The 19,497-nt window shown below is 71.6% G+C and carries 14 protein-coding genes; 2 read left to right on the top strand and 12 right to left on the bottom strand.

The genetic code is table 11. The features are described from left to right. Window positions 1–11: 11 nt before the first annotated feature. A complete protein-coding gene (locus tag ABZT74_RS03735) occupies window positions 12–1,076 on the top strand; it encodes a 2-oxoglutarate and iron-dependent oxygenase domain-containing protein (protein WP_356433304.1) in 1,065 nt (354 codons plus the stop codon). 31 nt (window positions 1,077–1,107) lie between these two features. Here ABZT74_RS03735 and ABZT74_RS03740 read toward each other — a convergent pair whose 3' ends face one another. After that, entirely contained in the window at window positions 1,108–2,208 is a 1,101-nt protein-coding gene (locus ABZT74_RS03740; RefSeq protein ID WP_356167137.1) for a citrate synthase 2, read from the bottom strand. Between the two features lie 435 nt (window positions 2,209–2,643). Between ABZT74_RS03740 and pdxH the strand changes: the two genes are divergently transcribed. Continuing rightward, window positions 2,644–3,282 carry a pyridoxamine 5'-phosphate oxidase gene (gene pdxH, locus ABZT74_RS03745; protein WP_356433387.1) on the top strand — a complete coding sequence of 213 codons (639 nt, stop codon included), beginning with the start codon at window positions 2,644–2,646 and terminating at the stop codon, window positions 3,280–3,282. A 92-nt stretch (window positions 3,283–3,374) separates the two neighbouring features. Here pdxH and ABZT74_RS03750 read toward each other — a convergent pair whose 3' ends face one another. From ABZT74_RS03750 to ABZT74_RS03800, 11 genes are all read right to left on the bottom strand, one after another. Further along, a complete protein-coding gene (locus ABZT74_RS03750; RefSeq protein ID WP_355873840.1) occupies window positions 3,375–3,992 on the bottom strand; it encodes a TetR/AcrR family transcriptional regulator in 618 nt (205 codons plus the stop codon). Next, entirely contained in the window at window positions 3,980–4,714 is a 735-nt protein-coding gene (locus ABZT74_RS03755; protein WP_356433305.1) for an enoyl-CoA hydratase family protein, read from the bottom strand. The genes ABZT74_RS03750 and ABZT74_RS03755 overlap by 13 nt, the downstream gene beginning before the upstream one ends. Beyond that, window positions 4,711–6,276, bottom strand: a complete 1,566-nt coding sequence (locus tag ABZT74_RS03760) for a 4-coumarate--CoA ligase family protein (protein WP_355873834.1) — start codon at window positions 6,274–6,276, stop codon at window positions 4,711–4,713. Before ABZT74_RS03760 ends, ABZT74_RS03755 begins: the two co-directional genes overlap by 4 nt. A 17-nt stretch (window positions 6,277–6,293) precedes the next feature. Then, window positions 6,294–7,454 (bottom strand): acyl-CoA dehydrogenase, encoded by a 1,161-nt coding sequence (locus ABZT74_RS03765; RefSeq protein ID WP_356433306.1) that lies wholly within the window; start codon window positions 7,452–7,454, stop codon window positions 6,294–6,296. A gap of 84 nt (window positions 7,455–7,538) precedes the next feature. After that, window positions 7,539–9,416, bottom strand: coding sequence for a biotin carboxylase N-terminal domain-containing protein (locus ABZT74_RS03770; protein WP_356167540.1), 1,878 nt, complete (start codon window positions 9,414–9,416; stop codon window positions 7,539–7,541). Between the two features lie 8 nt (window positions 9,417–9,424). Further along, complete coding sequence (locus ABZT74_RS03775; RefSeq protein ID WP_356433307.1) at window positions 9,425–11,023, bottom strand: carboxyl transferase domain-containing protein; 1,599 nt, start codon at window positions 11,021–11,023, stop codon at window positions 9,425–9,427. Next, on the bottom strand, window positions 11,020–12,729 hold the full coding sequence (locus ABZT74_RS03780) for an acyclic terpene utilization AtuA family protein (RefSeq protein WP_356433308.1): 1,710 nt from the start codon (window positions 12,727–12,729) through the stop codon (window positions 11,020–11,022). The genes ABZT74_RS03775 and ABZT74_RS03780 overlap by 4 nt, the downstream gene beginning before the upstream one ends. Then, a complete protein-coding gene (locus ABZT74_RS03785; RefSeq protein WP_356167151.1) occupies window positions 12,726–13,529 on the bottom strand; it encodes a TIGR03084 family metal-binding protein in 804 nt (267 codons plus the stop codon). Before ABZT74_RS03785 ends, ABZT74_RS03780 begins: the two co-directional genes overlap by 4 nt. Before the next feature lie 336 nt (window positions 13,530–13,865). After that, the gene (locus tag ABZT74_RS03790) at window positions 13,866–14,831 is read right to left on the bottom strand and encodes an EamA family transporter (RefSeq protein ID WP_356433309.1); all 966 of its coding nucleotides are present in this window, start codon (window positions 14,829–14,831) and stop codon (window positions 13,866–13,868) included. A gap of 185 nt (window positions 14,832–15,016) precedes the next feature. Continuing rightward, a complete protein-coding gene (locus ABZT74_RS03795) occupies window positions 15,017–16,141 on the bottom strand; it encodes a peptidoglycan bridge formation glycyltransferase FemA/FemB family protein (protein WP_356167156.1) in 1,125 nt (374 codons plus the stop codon). Between the two features lie 63 nt (window positions 16,142–16,204). Further along, window positions 16,205–19,114, bottom strand: a complete 2,910-nt coding sequence (locus ABZT74_RS03800; RefSeq protein WP_356167543.1) for an FAD-binding and (Fe-S)-binding domain-containing protein — start codon at window positions 19,112–19,114, stop codon at window positions 16,205–16,207. Between the last annotated feature and the right edge of the window lie 383 nt (window positions 19,115–19,497).

Consider the following 19,497-nt stretch of genomic DNA (forward strand, 5'->3'; position numbering starts at 1 on the left):
GGACGCATCCCATGACGACGAACACGTCTCTGCACCATCCGGCACCCCGCCCCGGCCGGCCGGTGTCCCCCTCCTACCAGCAGCTCCCCATCATCGACCTGTCCGCTGCCGACCGCGGTCCGCAGGCCCGCGCCCTGCTGCACGCCCAACTCCACAGCGCCGCCCACGACGTGGGCTTCTTCCAGCTCACCGGGCACGGCGTCACCGACACCGAGACCCGTGCGCTGCTCGACGCCACGCACCGGTTCTTCGCCCTGCCCGAAGCCGACCGGCTCGCCCTGGACAACACCGGCTCCCCGCACTTCCGCGGCTACACCCGCACCGGCGACGAACGCACCGGCGGCAGCCGCGACTGGCGCGACCAGCTCGACATCGGCGCGGAGCGGCCCGCCCGCGCACCCCGCCCCGGCGAGCCCGCCTACTGGTGGCTGGAGGGCCCCAACCAGTGGCCCGCCGCCCTGCCCGCGCTGCGTACCGCGGCCCTCGCCTGGATCGACCGGCTCAGCGACGTCGCCGAGCGGCTGCTGCGCGAACTGCTCGCCGCGATCGGCGCCCCCGCCGGCTTCTACGATCCGGTCTTCGGCGACCACGCCCACCCGCACCTCAAACTCGTCCGCTACCCCGGCAGCGCCTCCGACGGCGCCGACCAGGGGGTGGGCGCCCACAAGGACTACGGATTCCTGACCCTGCTCCTCCAGGACCGGATCGGCGGCCTCCAGGTGCAGCGCGCGGACGGCCTCTTCCACGACGTGCCGCCCCTGCCGGGCGCCTTCGTCGTCAACCTCGGCGAACTCCTCGAAGTCGCCACCGACGGCTACCTGCTCGCCACCAACCACCGCGTGGTCAGCCCGCCCGGCGCCACCGAACGGTTCTCCGTGCCGTTCTTCTACAACCCGCGCCTCGACGCCCGCGTCGAACCGCTGCCCTTCCCGCACGCCTCCACCGCACCCGGCATCACCGACGACCCCGCGAACCCGCTCTTCGCCGAGTACGGCTTCAACGAACTCAAGGGCAAGCTGCGCGCGCACCCGCTGGCCGCCGCCCGCCATCACGCGGAGCTGCTCGCTCCCGCGTGACGGCAGGCGGACCGGCGCCCGTGACCGCGGGTCAGCGCGCGATGTCCCCGTACCCCTCGATCGCCTGGGGACCGCGCGTGCCCGGGCCCACATAGGTGGCCGAGGGCCGCACCAGGCGGCCGGTGCGCTTCTGCTCCAGGATGTGCGCCGACCAGCCCGCGGTACGGGCGCACGTGAACATCGACGTGAACATGTGCGCCGGAACCTCCGCGAAGTCCAGGACGATGGCCGCCCAGAACTCCACGTTCGTCGCCAGGACCCGGTCCGGACGGCGGGCGTGCAGCTCGGCCAGGGCCGCCTTCTCCAGCGCCTCGGCCACCTCGTAGCGGGGCGCGCCCAGCTCACGGGCCGTACGGCGCAGGACGCGGGCCCGCGGGTCCTCCGCCCGGTACACCCGGTGCCCGAAGCCCATCAGGCGCTCCCCCTTGTCGAGGGCGTGCCGGACATAGGCGTCGGCGTCACCGGTGCGCTCGATCTCCTCGATCATGCCGAGGACCCGGGAGGGCGCGCCGCCGTGCAGCGGACCCGACATGGCCCCCACCGCACCGGACAGCGCCGCCGCCACGTCCGCACCCGTCGAGGCGATCACCCGCGCGGTGAACGTCGACGCGTTCATGCCGTGCTCGGCGGCCGACGTCCAGTACGCGTCGACCGCGGCGACGTGCTTCGGGTCGGGCTCCCCGCGCCAGCGGATCATGAACCGCTCGACGACGGACTGCGCCTTGTCGATCTCGCTCTGCGGAACCATCGCGTGACCCTGCCCGCGGGCCGACTGGGCCACGTACGACAGCGCCATCACGGCGGCACGCGCGAGATCCTCGCGGGCCTGCCGCTCGTCGATGTCCAGGAGCGGTTTGAGGCCCCAGACGGGCGCGAGCATCGCCAGCGCGGACTGCACGTCGACACGGATGTCGCCGGAGTGGACGGGGATCGGGAACGGCTCGGCGGGCGGCAGGCCCGGGTTGAAGGCGCCGTCGACGAGGAGCCCCCACACGTTCCCGAAGGAGACGTGGCCGACCAGGTCCTCGATGTCGACGCCCCGGTACCGGAGTGCGCCGCCCTCCTTGTCCGGTTCGGCGATCTCCGTCTCGAACGCGACGACTCCTTCGAGTCCGGGTACGAAGTCGGACATCAGGCGGCTCCTCGTGACGTGTTCGGCAGATGGTGTTGTCGGGGCGCGCACGCCCCGGTCCCACCGGGTGGGTGCCGGTCGGCGGTCGTGCGGTCCGCGCAACGGATCCACGGTCGTCCCCGAAGACTCTCGAATGCTCTTCGAAGAGTCCTCACCGACTCGCGGTCCGAAGCGGACACCCCGGTCATGCCCCGTGCGGCCGGTCATCCAACCGGAACGGCCCCAGCACGATATCCCCGGGTACCGGCTTTGGGGAGAGCACACGGCACTCAGTGCCACCACGTGACGAAGCACACCCACCGCCGGGGGAGACACCGCATACGGCAGGATGGCCGCGTGAACGATCGTTTCCCGGACGAATCCGCAGCCGAACCCCTCACCCGCCACGCCGCCGAGACGGCCGAGGAGGACCTCGCCGCCCCCGACCCCGCCGCGATGCGCGCCCACTACCGCGCCGAGGGCCTCGACGAGAGCGACCTCGCCCCGCACCCCATGGAACAGTTCGCCCGCTGGTTCCGGCAGGCCGCCCAGGCCTCCCTGCACGGCTTCGTCCACGAACCCAACGCGATGATCGTCTCCACCGCCGACGCCGAGGGCCACCCCAGCTCCCGCACCGTCCTGCTCAAGCAGTACGACGAAAACGGCTTCGTCTTCTACACCAACTACGGCTCCCGCAAGGCCCGCGAGCTGGCCCAGAACCCCTACATCTCGCTGCTGTTCCCCTGGCACCCGCTCGCCCGGCAGGTCATCGTCACCGGCACCGCCCGCCGCACCGGACGCGACGAGACCGCCGCCTACTTCCGCACCCGCCCGCACGGCTCCCAGCTCGGCGCCTGGGCCAGCACCCAGTCCACCGTCATCACCTCACGCACCGAACTCGACGCCACCTACGAGGAGTTGAGCGCCCGCTACCCCGAGGGCGAACAGGTGCCGGTGCCCCCGCACTGGGGCGGATTCCGGATCGCCCCGCAGAGCGTCGAGTTCTGGCAGGGCCGCGAGAACCGCCTCCACGACCGGCTCCGCTACGTCGCCGAAACCGACGGCGGCTGGCGCCGCGAACGCCTCAGCCCCTGAACCCGTACGACCCGACGGACCGCACGACCCGACAAACCCCTACGGCCGGGCGACCGCCCGGGCCGGCCCCGGCCGCCCCGCCACCCCGGCGCTCAGCCCAGCGCCTCGTCCACGATCACACCCCACTGCGCCACCACCCGCTCCCGGCGCACCCCGTCGTCCGTCAACAGGTTCGCCAGACCCAGACCCCGCGCCATGTCCAACAGGCCCTGCACCGTCTCCCGCACCCCCGGCCGCGACTCGTCCGCACCCAGCAGATCCACCGCGATCCGGTGACTCTCCCGCCCGACCCGCGCCTCCAGCTCGGTCACCCGCGCCCGCAGCTGCTCCTCGTCGGACGCCGCCACCCACAGATGCAGCGCCGCCCGGAACAACGGCCCCGTGTACAGGCCGACCAACGCGGCGACCACCACCCGCCGATCGGCCGCACCCTCCGGGAACAGCGCACGCAACGCCGTCGACCGCTCCTCCGCCACGTACTCCACCGCCGCCGTGAACAGGTCCTCCCGCGTCGGGAAGTGATGCTGCGCCGCACCCCGCGACACACCGGCCCGCTCCGCGACGACGGACACCGTCGAACCCGCCCAGCCGAACTCGGCCAGACACGCCACCGCGGCGGCCAGCAACCGCTGCCGGGTGGCCCGGCTGCGGTCCTGCTTCGGCTCGTGCGGCACCCGCGCCGCGGACTCCGCCGCACTCACACCACCCATGCGGGATCCCGTCGTTCGAGGAAGGCAGACATTCCCTCGCGCGCCTCGCCCGAGGAGAACAGCCGGGCCGAGAGCGCGGTCAGATCCGCCGCGTCCCGGTCGAAGGCCTCCAGCACCTTAGCCGTGAGCAGCGCCTTCGTCGCGGCGAGACCCTGCGGCGACGACCGGCGCAACCCGTCCAGCAACGGCGCCAGCACCCCATCCACCTCGTCACCGGCCGCCGTCAGCAGCCCCGCACTGACCGCCTCGACCGCGTCGAACCGCTCACCCGTCAGGTAGTAGCGGGCCAGCACCCGCGGATCGCAGCGCGGCAGCAGCGGCAACGAGATGACCGCAGGAGCGAGCCCGATCCGCACCTCCGTGAACGCGAACGTCGCCGCCCCGCCCGCCACCGCCAGATCACACGCCCCGAGCAGCCCCAGACCACCCGCCCGCACATGACCCGCCACCCGCGCCACCACCGGCTTGCGCAACGCCACGATCTGCCGCAGCAGCCCCACCAGAGCGTCCGGATCCGGCGGGTCCCGCAGATCGGCGCCCGCACAGAACGTGTTCCCGGTGTGCGTCAGCACCACCGCACGCACCGCGTCGTCCTTCTCGCACCCCGCCAGCGCCCCCGCCAGCTCACCCACCAGCACCGCCGACAGCGCGTTCCGGTTCGCCGGCGCGTCCAGCGTCACCGTGGCCACCGCCCGCTCGTACCCCACCTCGACCACCGTCACGACCGCCCCCGCAGCTCACGACGCAGGATCTTCCCCGACGCCGCCCGCGGCACCCCGTCGACGAACGTCACCCGACGCACCCGCTTGTACGGCGCCACCTGCTCCGCGACGAACATCATCACCTCGCCCTCCGACAGCTCCGGCGCCGACGGCTGCCGCACCACGAACGCGTGCGGAACCTCGTTGTGATCCTCGTTGTACGCACCCACCACCGCCGCGTCCGCTATCCCCGGATGCGTCAGCAGCAGAGCCTCCAGCTCCGCCGGAGCCACCTGGAAACCCTTGTACTTGATCAGTTCCTTCACCCGGTCCACCACGAACAGCCAGCCGTCCGCGTCCACATGACCGACATCCCCCGTGTGCAGCCACCCGTCCGCGTCGATCATCGCCGCCGTCGCGTCCGGCCGCCCCAGATAACCCTTCATCACCTGCGGACCCCGGATGACGATCTCCCCCGGCTCACCGACCCCCAGATCCCTGCCCGGATCCTCCAGCGACACGATCCGCATCTCCGTACCCGCGATCAGCTTCCCCACCGTCCCCGCCGGAGGATCCACCGCCTCCAGCGGAACCACATGCGTACCCGGCGACAACTCCGTCATCCCGTACGCCTGACCCACCGGCGGCAGCCCCAGCCGCGCCGAACACGCCGCCGCCAGACCGGCGTCCAGCGGAGCCGCCGAACAGATGATGTACCGCAACGACGACAGGTCGTACTCCGCCACCGCCGGATGCTTCGCCAACGCCAGCACGATCGGCGGCGCCACGTACAACGCCGTGATCCGATGCTCCTGGATCGCCCGCAGGAACTGGTCCAGCTCGAAACGCGGCAGCACCACCACCGTCGCACCCTGCCGCAGCGGCGCGTTCATCAACGCCGTCAGACCATAGATGTGGAAGAACGGCAGCACCGCCAGCACCCGCTCCCCCGCCTCCATCGGGATCAACGGCGACAACTGCGCCAGATTCGTCCCGATCGAACGGTGCGTGAGCATCACCCCCTTCGGCACCCCCGTCGTCCCCGACGAGTACGGCAACGCCGCCACATCCACCGCCGTGTCGATCACCACCTCCGGCTCCGGCGCCGAACCACCCAGCAGCTCCGCCAGCGACCGCACCCCCGGCGCCTGATCACACACGAAGATCTCCCGCACACCGCCCGCCAGTTCCGCCGCCCGCCGCGCCACCTCCAGCAACGGCGACACCGTCACCACCCACCGCGCCGAACAGTCCCGCAACTGCTTCGCGAACTCCTCCGGCGTCGCCAGCGGATGCACCGTCGTCACCGACGCGCCCGCCCGCGTCGCACCGTAGAACACCGTCGGGAACGCGATCGTGTTCGGACTGTGCAGAGCCAGCACATCCCCCTTGCGCAGCCCCGCCTCCACCAACGCCGCCGCCAACCTGCGGTGGAACAGATCCAGTTGACCGTACGTGAGCGTGGTGCCGTCGACCCCGTCGACCAGAGCCGGCACCTCACCCCACTCACCGGCACGGCCCAGCACCGCCTCGTGGATCGGCTCCTCGACAGCCGGAACATCTGCGTACTCGCTGCGGAACACAGTTCCTCCTAAGACGCTCAGTACGACTTGGGCAGACCCAGGGTCTGATGGGAGACGTAGTTGAGAATCATCTCCCTGCTGACCGGCGCGATACGAGACACGCGCGCCGCCGTAATCAGCGACGCCAGACCGAACTCCCGCGTCAGACCGTTCCCGCCCAGCGTGTGCACCGCCTGATCCACCGCCCGCACACACGCCTCACCCGCCGCGTACTTCGCCATGTTCGCCGCCTCACCCGCCCCCACGTCGTCCCCCTCGTCGTACAGGAACGCCGCCTTCTGCATCATCAGCCGCGCCAGCTCCAGCTCGATGTGCGCCTGCGCCAACGGATGCGCGATCGCCTGATGCGCCCCGATCGGCGCCTTCCACACCGTCCGCTCCCGCGCGTACTCCACCGCCCGCGCCAACGCGTGACGCCCCATGCCGATCGCGAACGCCGCCGTCATCACCCGCTCCGGATTCAGCCCCGCGAACAACTGCAGCAAGCCCGCGTCCTCATGCCCCACCAACGCGTCCGCCGGCAACCGCACCTCGTCCAGCGTCAGCTCGAACTGCTTCTCCGCACCCTGCAGTTCCATGTCGATCCGCCGCCGCCCGAACCCCTCCGTGTCCCGCGGCACGATGAACAGACACGGCTTCAGACTCCCCGTCCGCGCATCCTCCGTACGGCCCACGATCAACGTCGCGTCCGCGATGTCCACCCCCGAGATGAACACCTTCCGCCCGCTCAGCACCCAGTCCGTACCGTCCCGGCGGGCCGTCGTCGTGATCCGGTGCGAGTTCGACCCCGCGTCCGGCTCCGTGATCCCGAACGCCATCGTCCGCGAACCGTCCGACAACCCCGGCAGCCACTCCCGCTTCTGCTCCTCCGTACCGAACCGCGCGATCACCGTCCCGCAGATCGCCGGCGACACCACCAGCATCAGCAGCGGACACCCCGCCGCACCCAGCTCCTCCAGGACGATCGACAGCTCCGCTATGCCACCACCCCCACCGCCGTACTCCTCCGGCAGGTTCACCCCCAGATAGCCCAGCTTCCCCGCCTCCGACCACAGCTCGTCGGGATGACCCCCCTCCGCGACGACCTTCGCCAGATACTCCCGGCCGTACCGCCTGCCCAGCGCGGCGACCGCCGAGCGCAACGCCTTGTGTTCATCGGTCTCGATGACAGCACTCATGAGAGCCCCTCAGTACGATCGGTACGGAAAACGCAGCCTGTACGTGCCTGAAAAAAGCCTGAACGTGCCTGCCCGGCCCCACACTTACGAGGACGGCCCCGACGAGCCGGCGTCACCCGCCTCCTCCTCCCGCACCACGGCCAGCAGGGCACCCACCTCCACCTGCTGCCCCACCACCACCCGCAACGCGGCCAGCGTCCCCGCGGCAGGCGCAGAGATCCGGTGCTCCATCTTCATCGCCTCCAGCCACAACAACGGCTGCCCCGCCCGCACTTCGGACCCCACCTCAAGACCCTCCGCCACCCGGACCACCGTCCCCGGCATCGGCGCCAGCAACGACCCCGGAACCCGATCCGCCGCCGCGTCCGGGAAACGCGGCACGACCGTCAGCACCACGTCGTTCACGAACACCCGGCCGTCCCCGTAGGCCGACACCGCGAACGCCCGCCGCACACCCCCCACTTCGAGCACCACCCGCCCCGCGTCCACGTGCAGCACCCGCACCCCCTCCGCCACCGGCCCCCCACGCGCATACCGGTACACGGCCTCGTGCTCCACACCCGCCATCAGATACCGCTTCACCAGCGGCTGCGACGACACGTTCCGCCACCCACCGAACCGCGACCGCCCGAACCCGTCCGCCAACGCGGCCGCGAGCGGCGCCCACGGATCCACCACCGGCTCCGTCAACACCCCCAGATGACGGTCGTAGAAACCCGTGTCCATCCGGGCCCCCACGAACTCCTCGTGCCGCAACGACCGCACCAGCAGATCCCGGTTCGTCACCGGCCCGTGCACCACCGCCCGCTCCAGCGCACCCGCCAGCTTCCGCACCGCCTCCGCCCGCGACCCCGCATGCGCCACCACCTTCGCCAGCATCGGGTCGTAGTGCACCCCCACCACGTCACCGTCCACGAACCCCGTGTCCAGCCGCACCCCCTCCGCAACCGCGAACCGGTGCAGCCGCCCCGTCTGCGGCGCCCAACCCGCCGCGGGATCCTCCGCGTACAACCGGGCCTCCACCGCATGACCCCGCGCCACCGGAGGATCACCCTCCAGCCGCTCCCCCTCCGCCACCCGCAACTGCAACGCCACCAGATCCACCCCGGACACCGCCTCCGTCACCGGATGCTCCACCTGAAGCCGCGTGTTCATCTCCAGAAAATGCGCACGCCCGTCCGCGACCAGGAACTCCACCGTCCCCGCACCCACGTAGTCCACCGCACGCGCCGCACGCACCGCCAAGCCGTACAACGACTCGGTCAGACCACCCAGACCCGGCGCCGGCGCCTCCTCGATCACCTTCTGATGCCGCCGCTGCAACGAACAGTCCCGCGTCCCCAACGGCCACACCGTCCCGTGCGCATCCGCCAGGATCTGCACCTCCACATGCCGGCCGCCCTCCACGAACGGCTCGACGAACACCTCACCGTCCCCGAAAGCGCTCAGCGCCTCCGCCCGCGCCGCCTCCAACGCCCCGTCCAGCTCCGCCAGATCACGGACGACCCGCATCCCCCGCCCGCCACCGCCCGACGCGGCCTTCACCAGCACCGGCAGATCCCCCGCCGTCACCCGCTCCAACGGCGCAAGACCCATCAGCTTCTTCGCCCGCGTCTTCGACGCCATCGCCTCGATCGCCTCCGGCGAAGGCCCCACCCACACCAGACCCGCGTCCAGCACCGCCCGCGCGAAGTCCGCGTTCTCCGACAGGAACCCGTACCCCGGATGCACCGCGTCCGCCCCGGACTCCACCGCCGCAGCCACGATCAGATCACCCCGCAGATACGTCTCCGCCGGCGAAGCACCCGGCAACCGCACCGCCACATCCGCCTCCCGCGCATGCAACGCACCCTCATCGGCATCCGAGAACACCCCGACCGTCCGCACCCCCAGCTCACGGCACGTACGGAACACCCGACAGGCGATCTCGCCCCGGTTCGCCACCAACAGACTCGAAATCACGGGAACCCTCACATCCGGAAGACGCCGAAACCACCCCGCGCACCCTCGAAGGGCGCCGTGTGGATCGCGGACAGACACAGACCCAGCACCGTGCGGGTATCCCGCGGATCGATCACCCCGTCGTCGTACAACCGCCCCGACAAGAACATCGGCAACGACTCCGACTCGATCTGCTGCTCCACCATCGCCCGCAACGCCGCATCCGCGTCGTCGTCGTACGGACGCCCCTTCGCCGCCGCCGACTGCCGCGCCACGATCGACAGCACACCCGCCAACTGCTGCGGCCCCATCACCGCCGACTTCGCACTCGGCCACGCGAACAGGAACCGCGGATCATAGGCACGCCCGCACATCCCGTAATGCCCCGCCCCGTACGACGCCCCCATCAGCACCGACAGATGCGGAACCCGCGAATTGCTCACCGCGTTGATCATCATCGCGCCGTGCTTGATGATCCCGCCCTGCTCGTACTCCCGGCCCACCATGTAGCCCGTCGTGTTGTGCAGGAACACCAGCGGAATGTCCCGCTGATTCGCCAACTGGATGAACTGCGCCGCCTTCTGCGACTCGGCGCTGAACAACACCCCCTGGGCGTTCGCCAGCACCCCCACCGGATACCCGTGCAACGACGCCCACCCGGTCACCAGACTCGTCCCGTACAGCGGCTTGAACTCGTCGAAGTCCGAACCGTCCACCACCCGCGCGATCACCTCCCGCGGATCGAACGGATGCCGCAGATCCCCCGGAACGATCCCCAGCAGCTCCTCCACGTCATACTTCGGAGACTCCACCGCACCCGGATCCGCGTACGCCTTACGGTGATTGAGCCGCGCCACCACCCGCCGCGCCTGCCGCAGCGCGTCCAACTCGTCGACGGCGAAATAGTCCGCCAGACCCGACACCCGGGCGTGCATCTCGGCACCGCCCAGCGACTCGTCGTCGCTCTCCTCACCCGTCGCCATCTTCACCAGCGGCGGCCCGCCCAGAAAGACCTTCGCCCGGTCCTTCACCATGATCACGTGGTCCGACATCCCGGGAACGTACGCACCCCCGGCCGTCGAATTCCCGAACACCACCGCCACCGTCGGGATCCCCGCCGCCGACAACCGCGTGATGTCACGGAAGATCGCACCCCCGGGAATGAAGATCTCCTTCTGCGACGGCAGATCCGCACCCCCCGACTCGACCAAACTGATGCAGGGAAGACGATTCGCGAGCGCGATGTCGTTCGCCCGCAACGCCTTCTTCAGACTCCACGGATTGCTCGCCCCGCCCCGCACCGTCGGATCGTTCGCGGTGATCAGGCACTCGACGCCCTCCACCACCCCGATACCGGTGACCAGCGAAGCCCCCACCGCGTACTCGCTGCCCCACGCCGCGAGCGGCGACAACTCCAGGAACGGGGTGTCATCATCGAGAAGCAGCTCGATCCGCTCACGGGCCGGCAACTTCCCCCGCCCCCGATGCCGCTCGACATACTTCTCACCACCCCCCGCCAACGCCTTCGCATGCTCGGCATCCAACTCCGCGAGCTTGCCGAGCATGCCCGCCCGGTACTCCGCGAACTCGGCACTCTTCGGATCGAGCGCGGAGGAAAGCACAGTCACAGCAGGGCCTCCGGAATATCCACATGACGGGAACGAAGCCACTCCCCGAGAGCCTTGGCCTGAGGATCGAAACGGGCCTGTGAGGCGACGCCCTCGCCGAGGATGCCCTCGATGACGAAGTTGAGGGCTCGGAGATTGGGCAGCACATGTCTGACAACTGACAAATGACGGCTTTCAGATATCAGATTCTGAAATCTGTCAGTTGTCAGTTCGTGGACCAGCCATCGCCAGGCGTCGTCCGTGCGAACCCAGACGCCGACGTTCGCGTTCCCGCCCTTGTCCCCGCTGCGTGCCCCCGCGATCCGCCCCAACGGCGCCCGCCGGGTCGGCCCTTCGGGCAGCGGCAAGGGGAGAGACGGTTCTTCCGGCGTCTCCGGTACGAGCGTCTCCCCGGGCGGGGTCACCGGGATGCGGCGTCCGTCGTCGAGGACGGCGACGTGGTCCACCGCGTCCTGCGGGATGTACGCGTCCTCGAAGACACCGTACGGCGAGCCCGGTCCCGGGGGTGCCAGGACGTGGAATCCCGGATAGCTGGCGAGCGCCAGTTCGATGGCGGCGCCGCTGAGGGTGCGGCCGACGGCTGCCTGGTCCGGGTCGCGGACGACGAGGCGGAGCAGGGCGCTGGCGGTTTCCTCGGTGGGGGCGTCGGGGTAGTCGGTGCGGGCGAGGTCCCAGCGGATGTCGGCCGGGCGGGTCTTGGCGGTGTCGAGGACGGTGTCCATCTGGGCGCGGACGAGGTCGGCCTTGCGTTCGATGTCGAGGCCGGTGAGGACGAAGGCGACCTCGTTGCGGAAGCCGCCGAGCTTGTTGAGGCCGACTTTGAGGGTGGGGGGCGGGGGTTCGCCGCGGGCGCCGGTGATGCGGACGCGGTCGGGGCCGTCCTGGGTGAGGGTGACGGTGTCGAGGCGGGCGGTGACGTCGGGTCCTGCGTAGCGGGCGCCCTGGGTCTCGTAGAGGAGTTGGGCGGTGACGGTGCCGAGGTCGATGATGCCGCCGGTGCCGTCGTGCTTGGTGATGACGCTGGTGCCGTCCTCGTGGAGTTCGGCGAGCGGGAAGCCGGGGCGGTGCAGGCGGGCGGGGTCGTGGTCGGTGAAGAAGGCGTAGTTGCCGCCGGTGGCCTGGGTGCCGCATTCGAGGACGTGTCCGGCGACGACGGCTCCGGCGAGGCGGTCGTGGTCGTGGGGTGTCCAGCCGAAGTGGGCGACGGCGGGGCCGGTGACGAGAGCGGCGTCGGTGACGCGTCCGGTGACGACGATGTCGGCGCCTTCGCGGAGGCAGGTGGCGATGCCCGCGCCGCCGAGGTAGGCGTGGGCGGCGAGGCTGCCGGGGTGGTGGTGGGTGCGGTCGTCGCCTTCGACGTGGGCGACGCGGGTGGGGATGCCGAGGCGGTCGGCGAGTTCGCGGACGGCGTCGGCGAGTGCGGCGGGGTTGAGGCCGCCGGCGTTGGTGACGATGCGTACGCCGTGGTCGTGGGCGAGGCCGAGGCATTCCTCGAGTTGGCGCAGGAAGGTCTTGGCGTAGCCGCGGCGGGGGTCTTTGAGGCGGTCGCGGCCGAGGATGAGCATGGTGAGTTCGGCGAGGTAGTCGCCGGTGAGGATGTCGAGGGGGCCGCCGGTGAGCATGTCGCGCAGGGCGTCGAAGCGGTCGCCGTAGAAGCCGGAGGCGTTGCCGATGCGCAGGGGGCTGGGGTGTGCGGTGGGGGTCACCGGTGGGTTTCCTCGGGTCGGCGTCCGGGTCCGGGTGGGCCTGCGAAGGCTTGGGCGATGTCGAGCCAGTGGTCGGCGTCGGGGCCTTGGGCGTGGACGGCGAGGTCGGTGCGGTGGGCTCGTTGGGTGACGAGGAGGCAGAAGTCGAGGGCGGGGCCGGTGACGCGTTGGGGGGCGTCGGTGGGTCCGTGGGTCCAGAGGTCGCCGGTGGGGCTCTGGAGTTCGATGCGGAATTCTTCGGTGGGTGCGGGCAGGCCGTGGACGGCGAAGGCGAAGTCGCGGGCGCGTACGCCGATGCGGACGACGTGGCGGAGCCGGTCGGTGGGCTGCCGTTGTACGCCGAGGGTGTCGGCGATGTCCTGTCCGTGGGCCCAGGTTTCCATGAGGCGGCCGGTGGCCGTGGAGGCGACGGACATGGGGGGTCCGTACCAGGGGAAGCGGCTGCCTGGCGGGGCCGCGCGGAGGGCGGTTTCGAGGGCGGTGCGTCCGGCGCGCCAGGTGGTGAGGAGGCGGGCGGGGGGTTGGGCGGCGCCTTCGTCGGCGCCGTGGTCGACGAAGGTGTCGGGGGCGGCGAGTGCTTTTTTGACCTCGTCGGCGAAGGCGTCGGGGTCGGTGACGGCGAGGAGGGCGGCCCGGTCGGTCCAGGTGAGGTGGGCGATCTGGTGGGCGATCGTCCAGCGGGGGGCGGGGGTGTCGCGGGCCCAGTGGGTGTCGTCGAGCTCGGCGACGAGCTGGTCGAGTTCTTCGCTCTCGTGGTGCAGGTCGTCGATCACTGCGGTCACGGGCGTCGGGTCGGACACGGTGCGCTCCCTCGGGACACGGCGGTGTGTGGCTGGGAGCATGGCAGCGTCCGAAGAAACAAGCAAGCATGCTTGCATTAATTCAGGGCGTTGCCGTGCCGCCGGTCCGTGGCCGGGGGTGTGCGGGGTACTTCGCGGGCGGGCCGGTGGGATGTGCGCGCCGCGCCGTTCGCAGGAGCCGGGCCGTACGTGGGAGCCGCGCCCCTCATCGGGTCCGTGCCGTACACAGGAGCCGTGCTCCCCGTCGGGTCCGTGCCGTGCGTCGTGTCCGTCCCGTCTCACGCGTCGGGCCTGTGCCGTGTTGCGCGTCGGGGGCGTCGGTCCGGGGTGGTGGGGTTACGCGTCCGGGGCGGGCTGGAGGGTCTTGGCTGTTCCTCGGCCGATCTGGGTGCGGACGGCGCCCATGCTCGCGGCGATGACGAGGGCGATGGCGAGGGATTCGATGAGGGAGAGGGCCTGGTCGAGGACGAGGAAGCCGGCGGTGGCGGCGACGGCGGGTTCGAGGCTCATGAGGATGGCGAAGGTGGAGGCGGGGAGGCGGCGCAGGGCGAGGAGTTCGAGGGTGTAGGGGAGGACGGAGGAGAGGACGGCGACGGCCGCGCCGAGGGCGACGGTGGTGGGGACGAGGAGGCGGCTGCCGGATTCGGCGATGCCGAGGGGGAGGAAGGCGACGGCGGCGACGACCATGGCGAGGGCGAGGCCGTCGGCCTGGGGGAAGCGGCGGCCGGTGCGGGCGCTGAAGACGATGTAGGCGGCCCACATGGCGCCGGCGCCGAGGGCGAAGGCGATGCCCGCGGGGTCGAGGCTGGTGAAGCCGCCGCCGCCGAGGAGGAAGACGCCGCCGAGGGCGAGGCCGGCCCAGAGGAGGTTGACGGCGCGGCGGGAGGTGATGACGGAGAGGGCGAGGGGGCCGAGCACTTCGAGGGTGACGGCGGGGCCGAGGGGGATGCGGGCGACGGCTTGGTAGAAGAGGCCGTTCATGGCGGCCATGGTGAGGCCGAAGACGATGACGGTGTTCCAGTCGGCGCGGGAGTGTCCGCGGACGGTGGGGCGGCAGATGGCGATCAGCACGATGGCGGCGACGAGCAGGCGCAGGGTGACGACGCCGAGGGCGCCGACGCGGGGCATGAGGCTGACGGCGAGGGCGCCGCCGAACTGGACGGAGATGCCGCCCGCGAGGACGAGGCCGACGGGTCCGAGGGCGCCGCGCCGGCCGGGTCCGGGGGTGGGTGCGCCGGCCGCGGGTGCGGTGGCCGGGGCGGCCGGGGCCGGGGTGGTGGGGGCGGCGCTGGGGGTGTTCACGGGGCCTTCCAGGGGTTCGACTCAGGTTCGTTCATCGTGCTGTACCTGTCGGTCCAGAGTAGTGGACCGGGTCAGGCGTGTGAACCCGTTATGCAACTGTCGCAGAAGTGTCCTGGGAGTGCTTCCCGGGGGCGGTGTCGCGCGGTGGGGGCGGGCGGTGTCCGCGCGGCACCGTCGGGGGCCGGTCAGCGGCGGGTCATGTAGAGGTCGAGGGCCTTGTGGAGGAGGCGGTTGAGGGGGAAGTCCCACTCGCCGAGGTATTCGGCGGCCTCGCCGCCCGCGCCTGCCTTGAAGCGGAGGAGGCCGACGAGGTGGTCGGTCTCGTCGAGGGTGTCGGTGATGCCGCGGAAGTCGTAGACGGTGGCGCCGAGTTCGTGGGCGTCGGTCATCATGCGCCACTGGATGGCGTTGTTGGGCTGGACCTCGCGGCGGCGGCTGGTGGAGGCGCCGTAGGAGTACCAGACGTGGGTGCCGACGGTGATCATGGTGGCGGCGGCGAGGATGTCGCCGTCGTGGTGGGCGAGGTAGAGGCGCATGCGGTCGGGGTCCTCGGTGGTGAGGGCGGTCCACATGCGCTGGAAGTAGGGCAGGGGGCGGGGGATGAAGCGGTCGCGTTCGGCGGTCTCGGCGTACAGCTCGTAGAAGGCGGGGAGGTCGTCGTAGCCGCCGCGGACGACTTTGACGCCGGCTTTGTCGGCCTTCTTGATGTTGCGCCGCCACTGCTGGTTGAGGCCCTTGTGGAGGTCGTCGAGGGTGCGGCCGGCGAAGGGGACCTGGAAGACGTAGCGGGGCTGGCCCGCGGCGAAGCCGTCCTCGCCGCCGGGTTCGGTCCGCTGCCAGCCCATGGCGCGGAGCCGGTCGGCGATGTCGGCGGCCGCGGGGTCCTCGGAGGTGGGGGGTACGTCGGCGAGGCGTCGTGCGGCGGGGTCGGCGATGGCGGTCTTGACGGTGTCGGCGCTCCAGCGGCGGGCGACGACGGGCGGTCCCATCTTGACGGTGAACGCGCCGCGTGACTTGAGGTGGGTGAGCAGGGGGCGGAGCCAGCGTTCGGCGAGGTCGGGGGCGTGCCAGTCGATGACGGGGCCCTCGGGGAGGTAGGCGAGGTAGCGCTTGAGCCGGGGCAGGGGGCGCAGGAGGACGAGTCCGGCGCCCTGGAGGTGTCCGTGTTCGTCGAACCAGCCGAGGCTCTCGGTCTGCCAGTCGGGTTTCACGTCGCCCCAGGACGGGACCTGCATGTGGCTGGCCGAGGGGCGGGAGCGGACGAACGTGAGGTGTTCGTCGCGGGTGATCGTCTGGAGGCGGAGGGTCATGCGGGGGTGCTCCTCGGGGTCCTCGGTCCGGTGGGGTGTCCGGTGCGGTCGTCAGCGTACTGATCAGGGGGTGCCGGAGCCGGTGTCCTGGGCGCGGGTCCGCAGTGCCTCGGCGAGGACCTCCGCCAGGTGGCGGCCGGTGCGGTCGCCGAGGTGGGCCAGTTGGGTGCGGCAGGAGTAGCCGTCGGTGAGGATCACGGCGTCGGGTGCCGCGGCGCGTACGGCGGGCAGGAGTTGTTCTTCGGCGCAGGCTCTCGACACGTCTTCGTGGCCTTTTTCGAAGCCGAAGTTTCCGGCGAGGCCGCAGCAGCCGCCGGAGAGGGTGCCGGTGAGGCCGGCGGCGGCGTGCAGGCGTCGTTCGGCGTCGTCGCCGAGGACGGCGTGCTGGTGGCAGTGGGTCTGGCCGGCGACGGGGCGGTCGAGGCGGGGTGGTGTCCAGTGGGGGGCGTGGCGTTCGAGGGCTTCGGCGAAGGTGACGACGGCGGTGGCGAGGCGGTGGGCGCGGGGGTCGTCGGGGAGGAGTTCGGGGAGGTCGGTGCGCAGGGTGGCGGCGCAGCTCGGTTCGAGGACGACGACGGGGAGGCCGTCGATGGCGAGGTAGGGCTCGATGAGGTCGAGGGTGTGGCGCAGGACGGTGCGGGCGTGGTCGAGCTGGCCGGTGCTGATGTAGGTGAGGCCGCAGCAGGTGCGTCGGGTGGGGTGGGGCAGGAGGTGGCGGGGGTGGAGGGGTCCTCGGGTGGTGCCGTCGGCGATGGGTCCGTGGCGTTGGGGGGTGCGTGGGGGGAGGAGGACGGTGAGGCCGGCGGCTTCCAGGACGTGGACGGCGGCGCGTCCGACGGAGGGGGTGAGGTGTTCGGTGAAGGTGTCGGGCCACAGGAGGACGGTGGGGCCGGCGGAGCCGGGGAAGAGGCCGTGGGAGGTGGGGCTGCCGGGTCCGGGCCGGGGGGTGGTGGTGCGGCGGTGTTCGTGGGCGCGGGCCCGGTCGCGGAAGCGTTGGGTCCACCACTGGCTGAAGGTCTGGGGTGCGAGGCGGGGGATGGTGCGGTCGGGGGCGATGCCGGCGAGGCGTTTGGCGAGGGTGGCGGCGGGGGGCAGGGAGGCGAGGGTGTTGATGATGCGGGTGGTGCGGGTGCGGGTGACGGCGGCGAGCCAGAGGGGGAGGCGTCCGAGGGTGTAGTGGGTGCGGGGGCGGCGGCGGCCGGCGTAGTGGTGGTGGAGGAATTCGGCTTTGTAGGTGGCCATGTCGACGCCGACGGGGCAGTCGGAGCGGCAGCCCTTGCAGGAGAGGCACAGGTCCAGTGCGTCGCGGACCTCGGTGGATTGCCAGCCGTCGGTGATGATCTCGCCGGCGAGCATTTCGTGGAGGAGGCGGGCGCGGCCTCGGGTGGAGTGGGTGTCGTCGCCGGTGGCGCGGTAGGAGGGGCACATGACGTCGTGGCCGGTCGGGGTGGTGGTGCGGCATTTGGCGATGCCGACGCAGCGGCGGACGGCGGCGGTGAAGTCTCCGTCGTCGTCGGGGTAGCCGAAGGTGACGTCGACGGGGTGGTGCGGGAGGGGGGTGAAGCGGAGGTTCTCGTCGAGGCGGTGGGGGCGGACGAGGATGCCGGGGTTGAGGAGGTTGTGGGGGTCCCAGAGGTCTTTGGCGCGTTCGAAGAGGTGGACGAGGTCGGGTCCGTACATGGCGGGGAGGAGTTCGGCGCGGGCCTGTCCGTCGCCGTGTTCGCCGGAGAGGGAGCCGCCGTGGGAGACGACGAGGTGGGCGGCGTCCTGGGAGAAGCTGCGGAAGCGGGCGATGCCGGGGGTGGTGATGAGGTCGAAGTCGATGCGGACGTGGATGCAGCCGTCGCCGAAGTGTCCGTAGGGGGTGCCGTGGAGGTGGTGGTCGGCGAGGAGGGTGCGGAAGTCGCGGAGGTAGGCGCCGAGGCGGGCGGGGGGTACGGCGCAGTCCTCCCAGCCGGGCCAGGCTTCGCCTGCGGGGCCGGTGGTGGCGGGGATGCGGGTGGCGGTGCCGGAGGCGTCCTCGCGTAGCCGCCACAGGGCGCGTTGGGCGGTGGGGTCGGTGACGACGAGGGCGTCGGTGACGTCGGCGGCGCGGATGATGGTGTCGGCGTGGGCGCGGGCTTCGGCGGGGGTGGTGCCGCCGGTCTCGACGAACAGCCAGGCTCCGCCGCGGGGCAGGGTGGTGTGGTCGGGGACGAGGTCGGCGGCCATGCCTTCGACGGTGAGGGGCCGGTGCGGGAGGAGGCCGGCGGCGGCGTCGGCGGCGGCGCTCTCGTCGGGGTAGGCGAGGACGGCGAGGGCGCGGGCGGGGGGTGTCTCGACGAGGCGGACCTCGGCTTCGGTGAGGATGGCCCAGGTGCCTTCGGTGCCGCAGTAGGCGCGGGCGACGTCGGTGCCGCGTTCGGGCAGGAGGGCGTCGAGGGCGTAGCCGGAGATGCGGCGTGGGAGGTCGGGGTATCCGGTGCGCAGCAGGGCGAGTTCGCCGGCGACGAGGTCGAGGAGGCCGTCGGGTGCGCCGGCTCCGTCGGGGCCGAGGCGGGCGGTGCGGCCGGTGGAGTCGATGACGGTGAGGGTGTCGACGTTGTCGGCGGTGGTGCCCCAGGCGACGGAGTGGGTGCCGCAGGAGTTGTTGCCGATCATGCCGCCGAGGGTGCAGCGGCTGTGGGTGGAGGGGTCGGGGCCGAAGCGCAGGCCGTGGGGGGCGGCGGCTTCCTGGAGGCGGTCGAGGACGGTGCCGGGCTGGATCCGGGCGGTGCGGGTGGTGGGGTCGAGGTCGAGGATGCGGTTCATGTGGCGGGTGAGGTCGAGGACGATGCCGGTGCCGGTGGCCTGTCCGGCGATGGAGGTGCCGCCGCCTCGGGGGACGACGGGGATGCCGTGCTCGCGGCAGACGGCGAGGGTGGCGGCGATGTCGTCGGCGTCGCGGGGGGAGACGACGCCGAGGGGGACGCGGCGGTAGTTGGAGGCGTCCATGGTGGTGAGGGCGCGGGCGGTGGTGTCGAAGGCGATGTCGCCGCGGACGGCGCGGGTGAGGGCGGCGTGCAGGTCGCGGGAGGTTTCGTGCGGCTGGGTCCGGGCGGGCGGGTTGGTGGGCGCGTCCGGGGAGGGGCCGGGCGTGGGGTGTGCCCGGGGTCGTCGTCCGGGTCGTCGTTCCGGCTGTCCGTCGGGCCGTCCACCGAGATCCGTCATGTCACCAGGATGCCGCCGGGGGTCCGTCGGGGCTGCCCGGCAGGCATCCGAAAGGCCCCGTTTTGCCGGGCCGATCATGAGACCGCTTTCCGAACCTTCCCAATCCGATCACGAACTCTCATATAGTGACGGCCAGTTGAGCACCAGGTGTCGCTTCTCGCCCAGGA

The organism is Streptomyces sp. NPDC005302 (genome assembly GCF_040607345.1).
In the GTDB taxonomy this organism is placed as follows: domain Bacteria; phylum Actinomycetota; class Actinomycetes; order Streptomycetales; family Streptomycetaceae; genus Streptomyces.

Excerpts from the sequence above, each read along its gene's own strand:
- ABZT74_RS03735 (WP_356433304.1), top strand. The coding sequence starts at position 12 with ATGACGACGAACACGTCTCTGCACCATCCGGCACCCCGCCCCGGCCGG.
- ABZT74_RS03740 (WP_356167137.1), bottom strand. The coding sequence starts at position 2,208 with ATGTCCGACTTCGTACCCGGACTCGAAGGAGTCGTCGCGTTCGAGACG.
- pdxH (WP_356433387.1), top strand. The coding sequence starts at position 2,644 with ATGCGCGCCCACTACCGCGCCGAGGGCCTCGACGAGAGCGACCTCGCC.
- ABZT74_RS03750 (WP_355873840.1), bottom strand. The coding sequence starts at position 3,992 with ATGGGTGGTGTGAGTGCGGCGGAGTCCGCGGCGCGGGTGCCGCACGAG.
- ABZT74_RS03765 (WP_356433306.1), bottom strand. The coding sequence starts at position 7,454 with ATGAGTGCTGTCATCGAGACCGATGAACACAAGGCGTTGCGCTCGGCG.
- ABZT74_RS03795 (WP_356167156.1), bottom strand. The coding sequence starts at position 16,141 with ATGACCCTCCGCCTCCAGACGATCACCCGCGACGAACACCTCACGTTC.
- ABZT74_RS03800 (WP_356167543.1), bottom strand. The coding sequence starts at position 19,114 with ATGGACGCCTCCAACTACCGCCGCGTCCCCCTCGGCGTCGTCTCCCCC.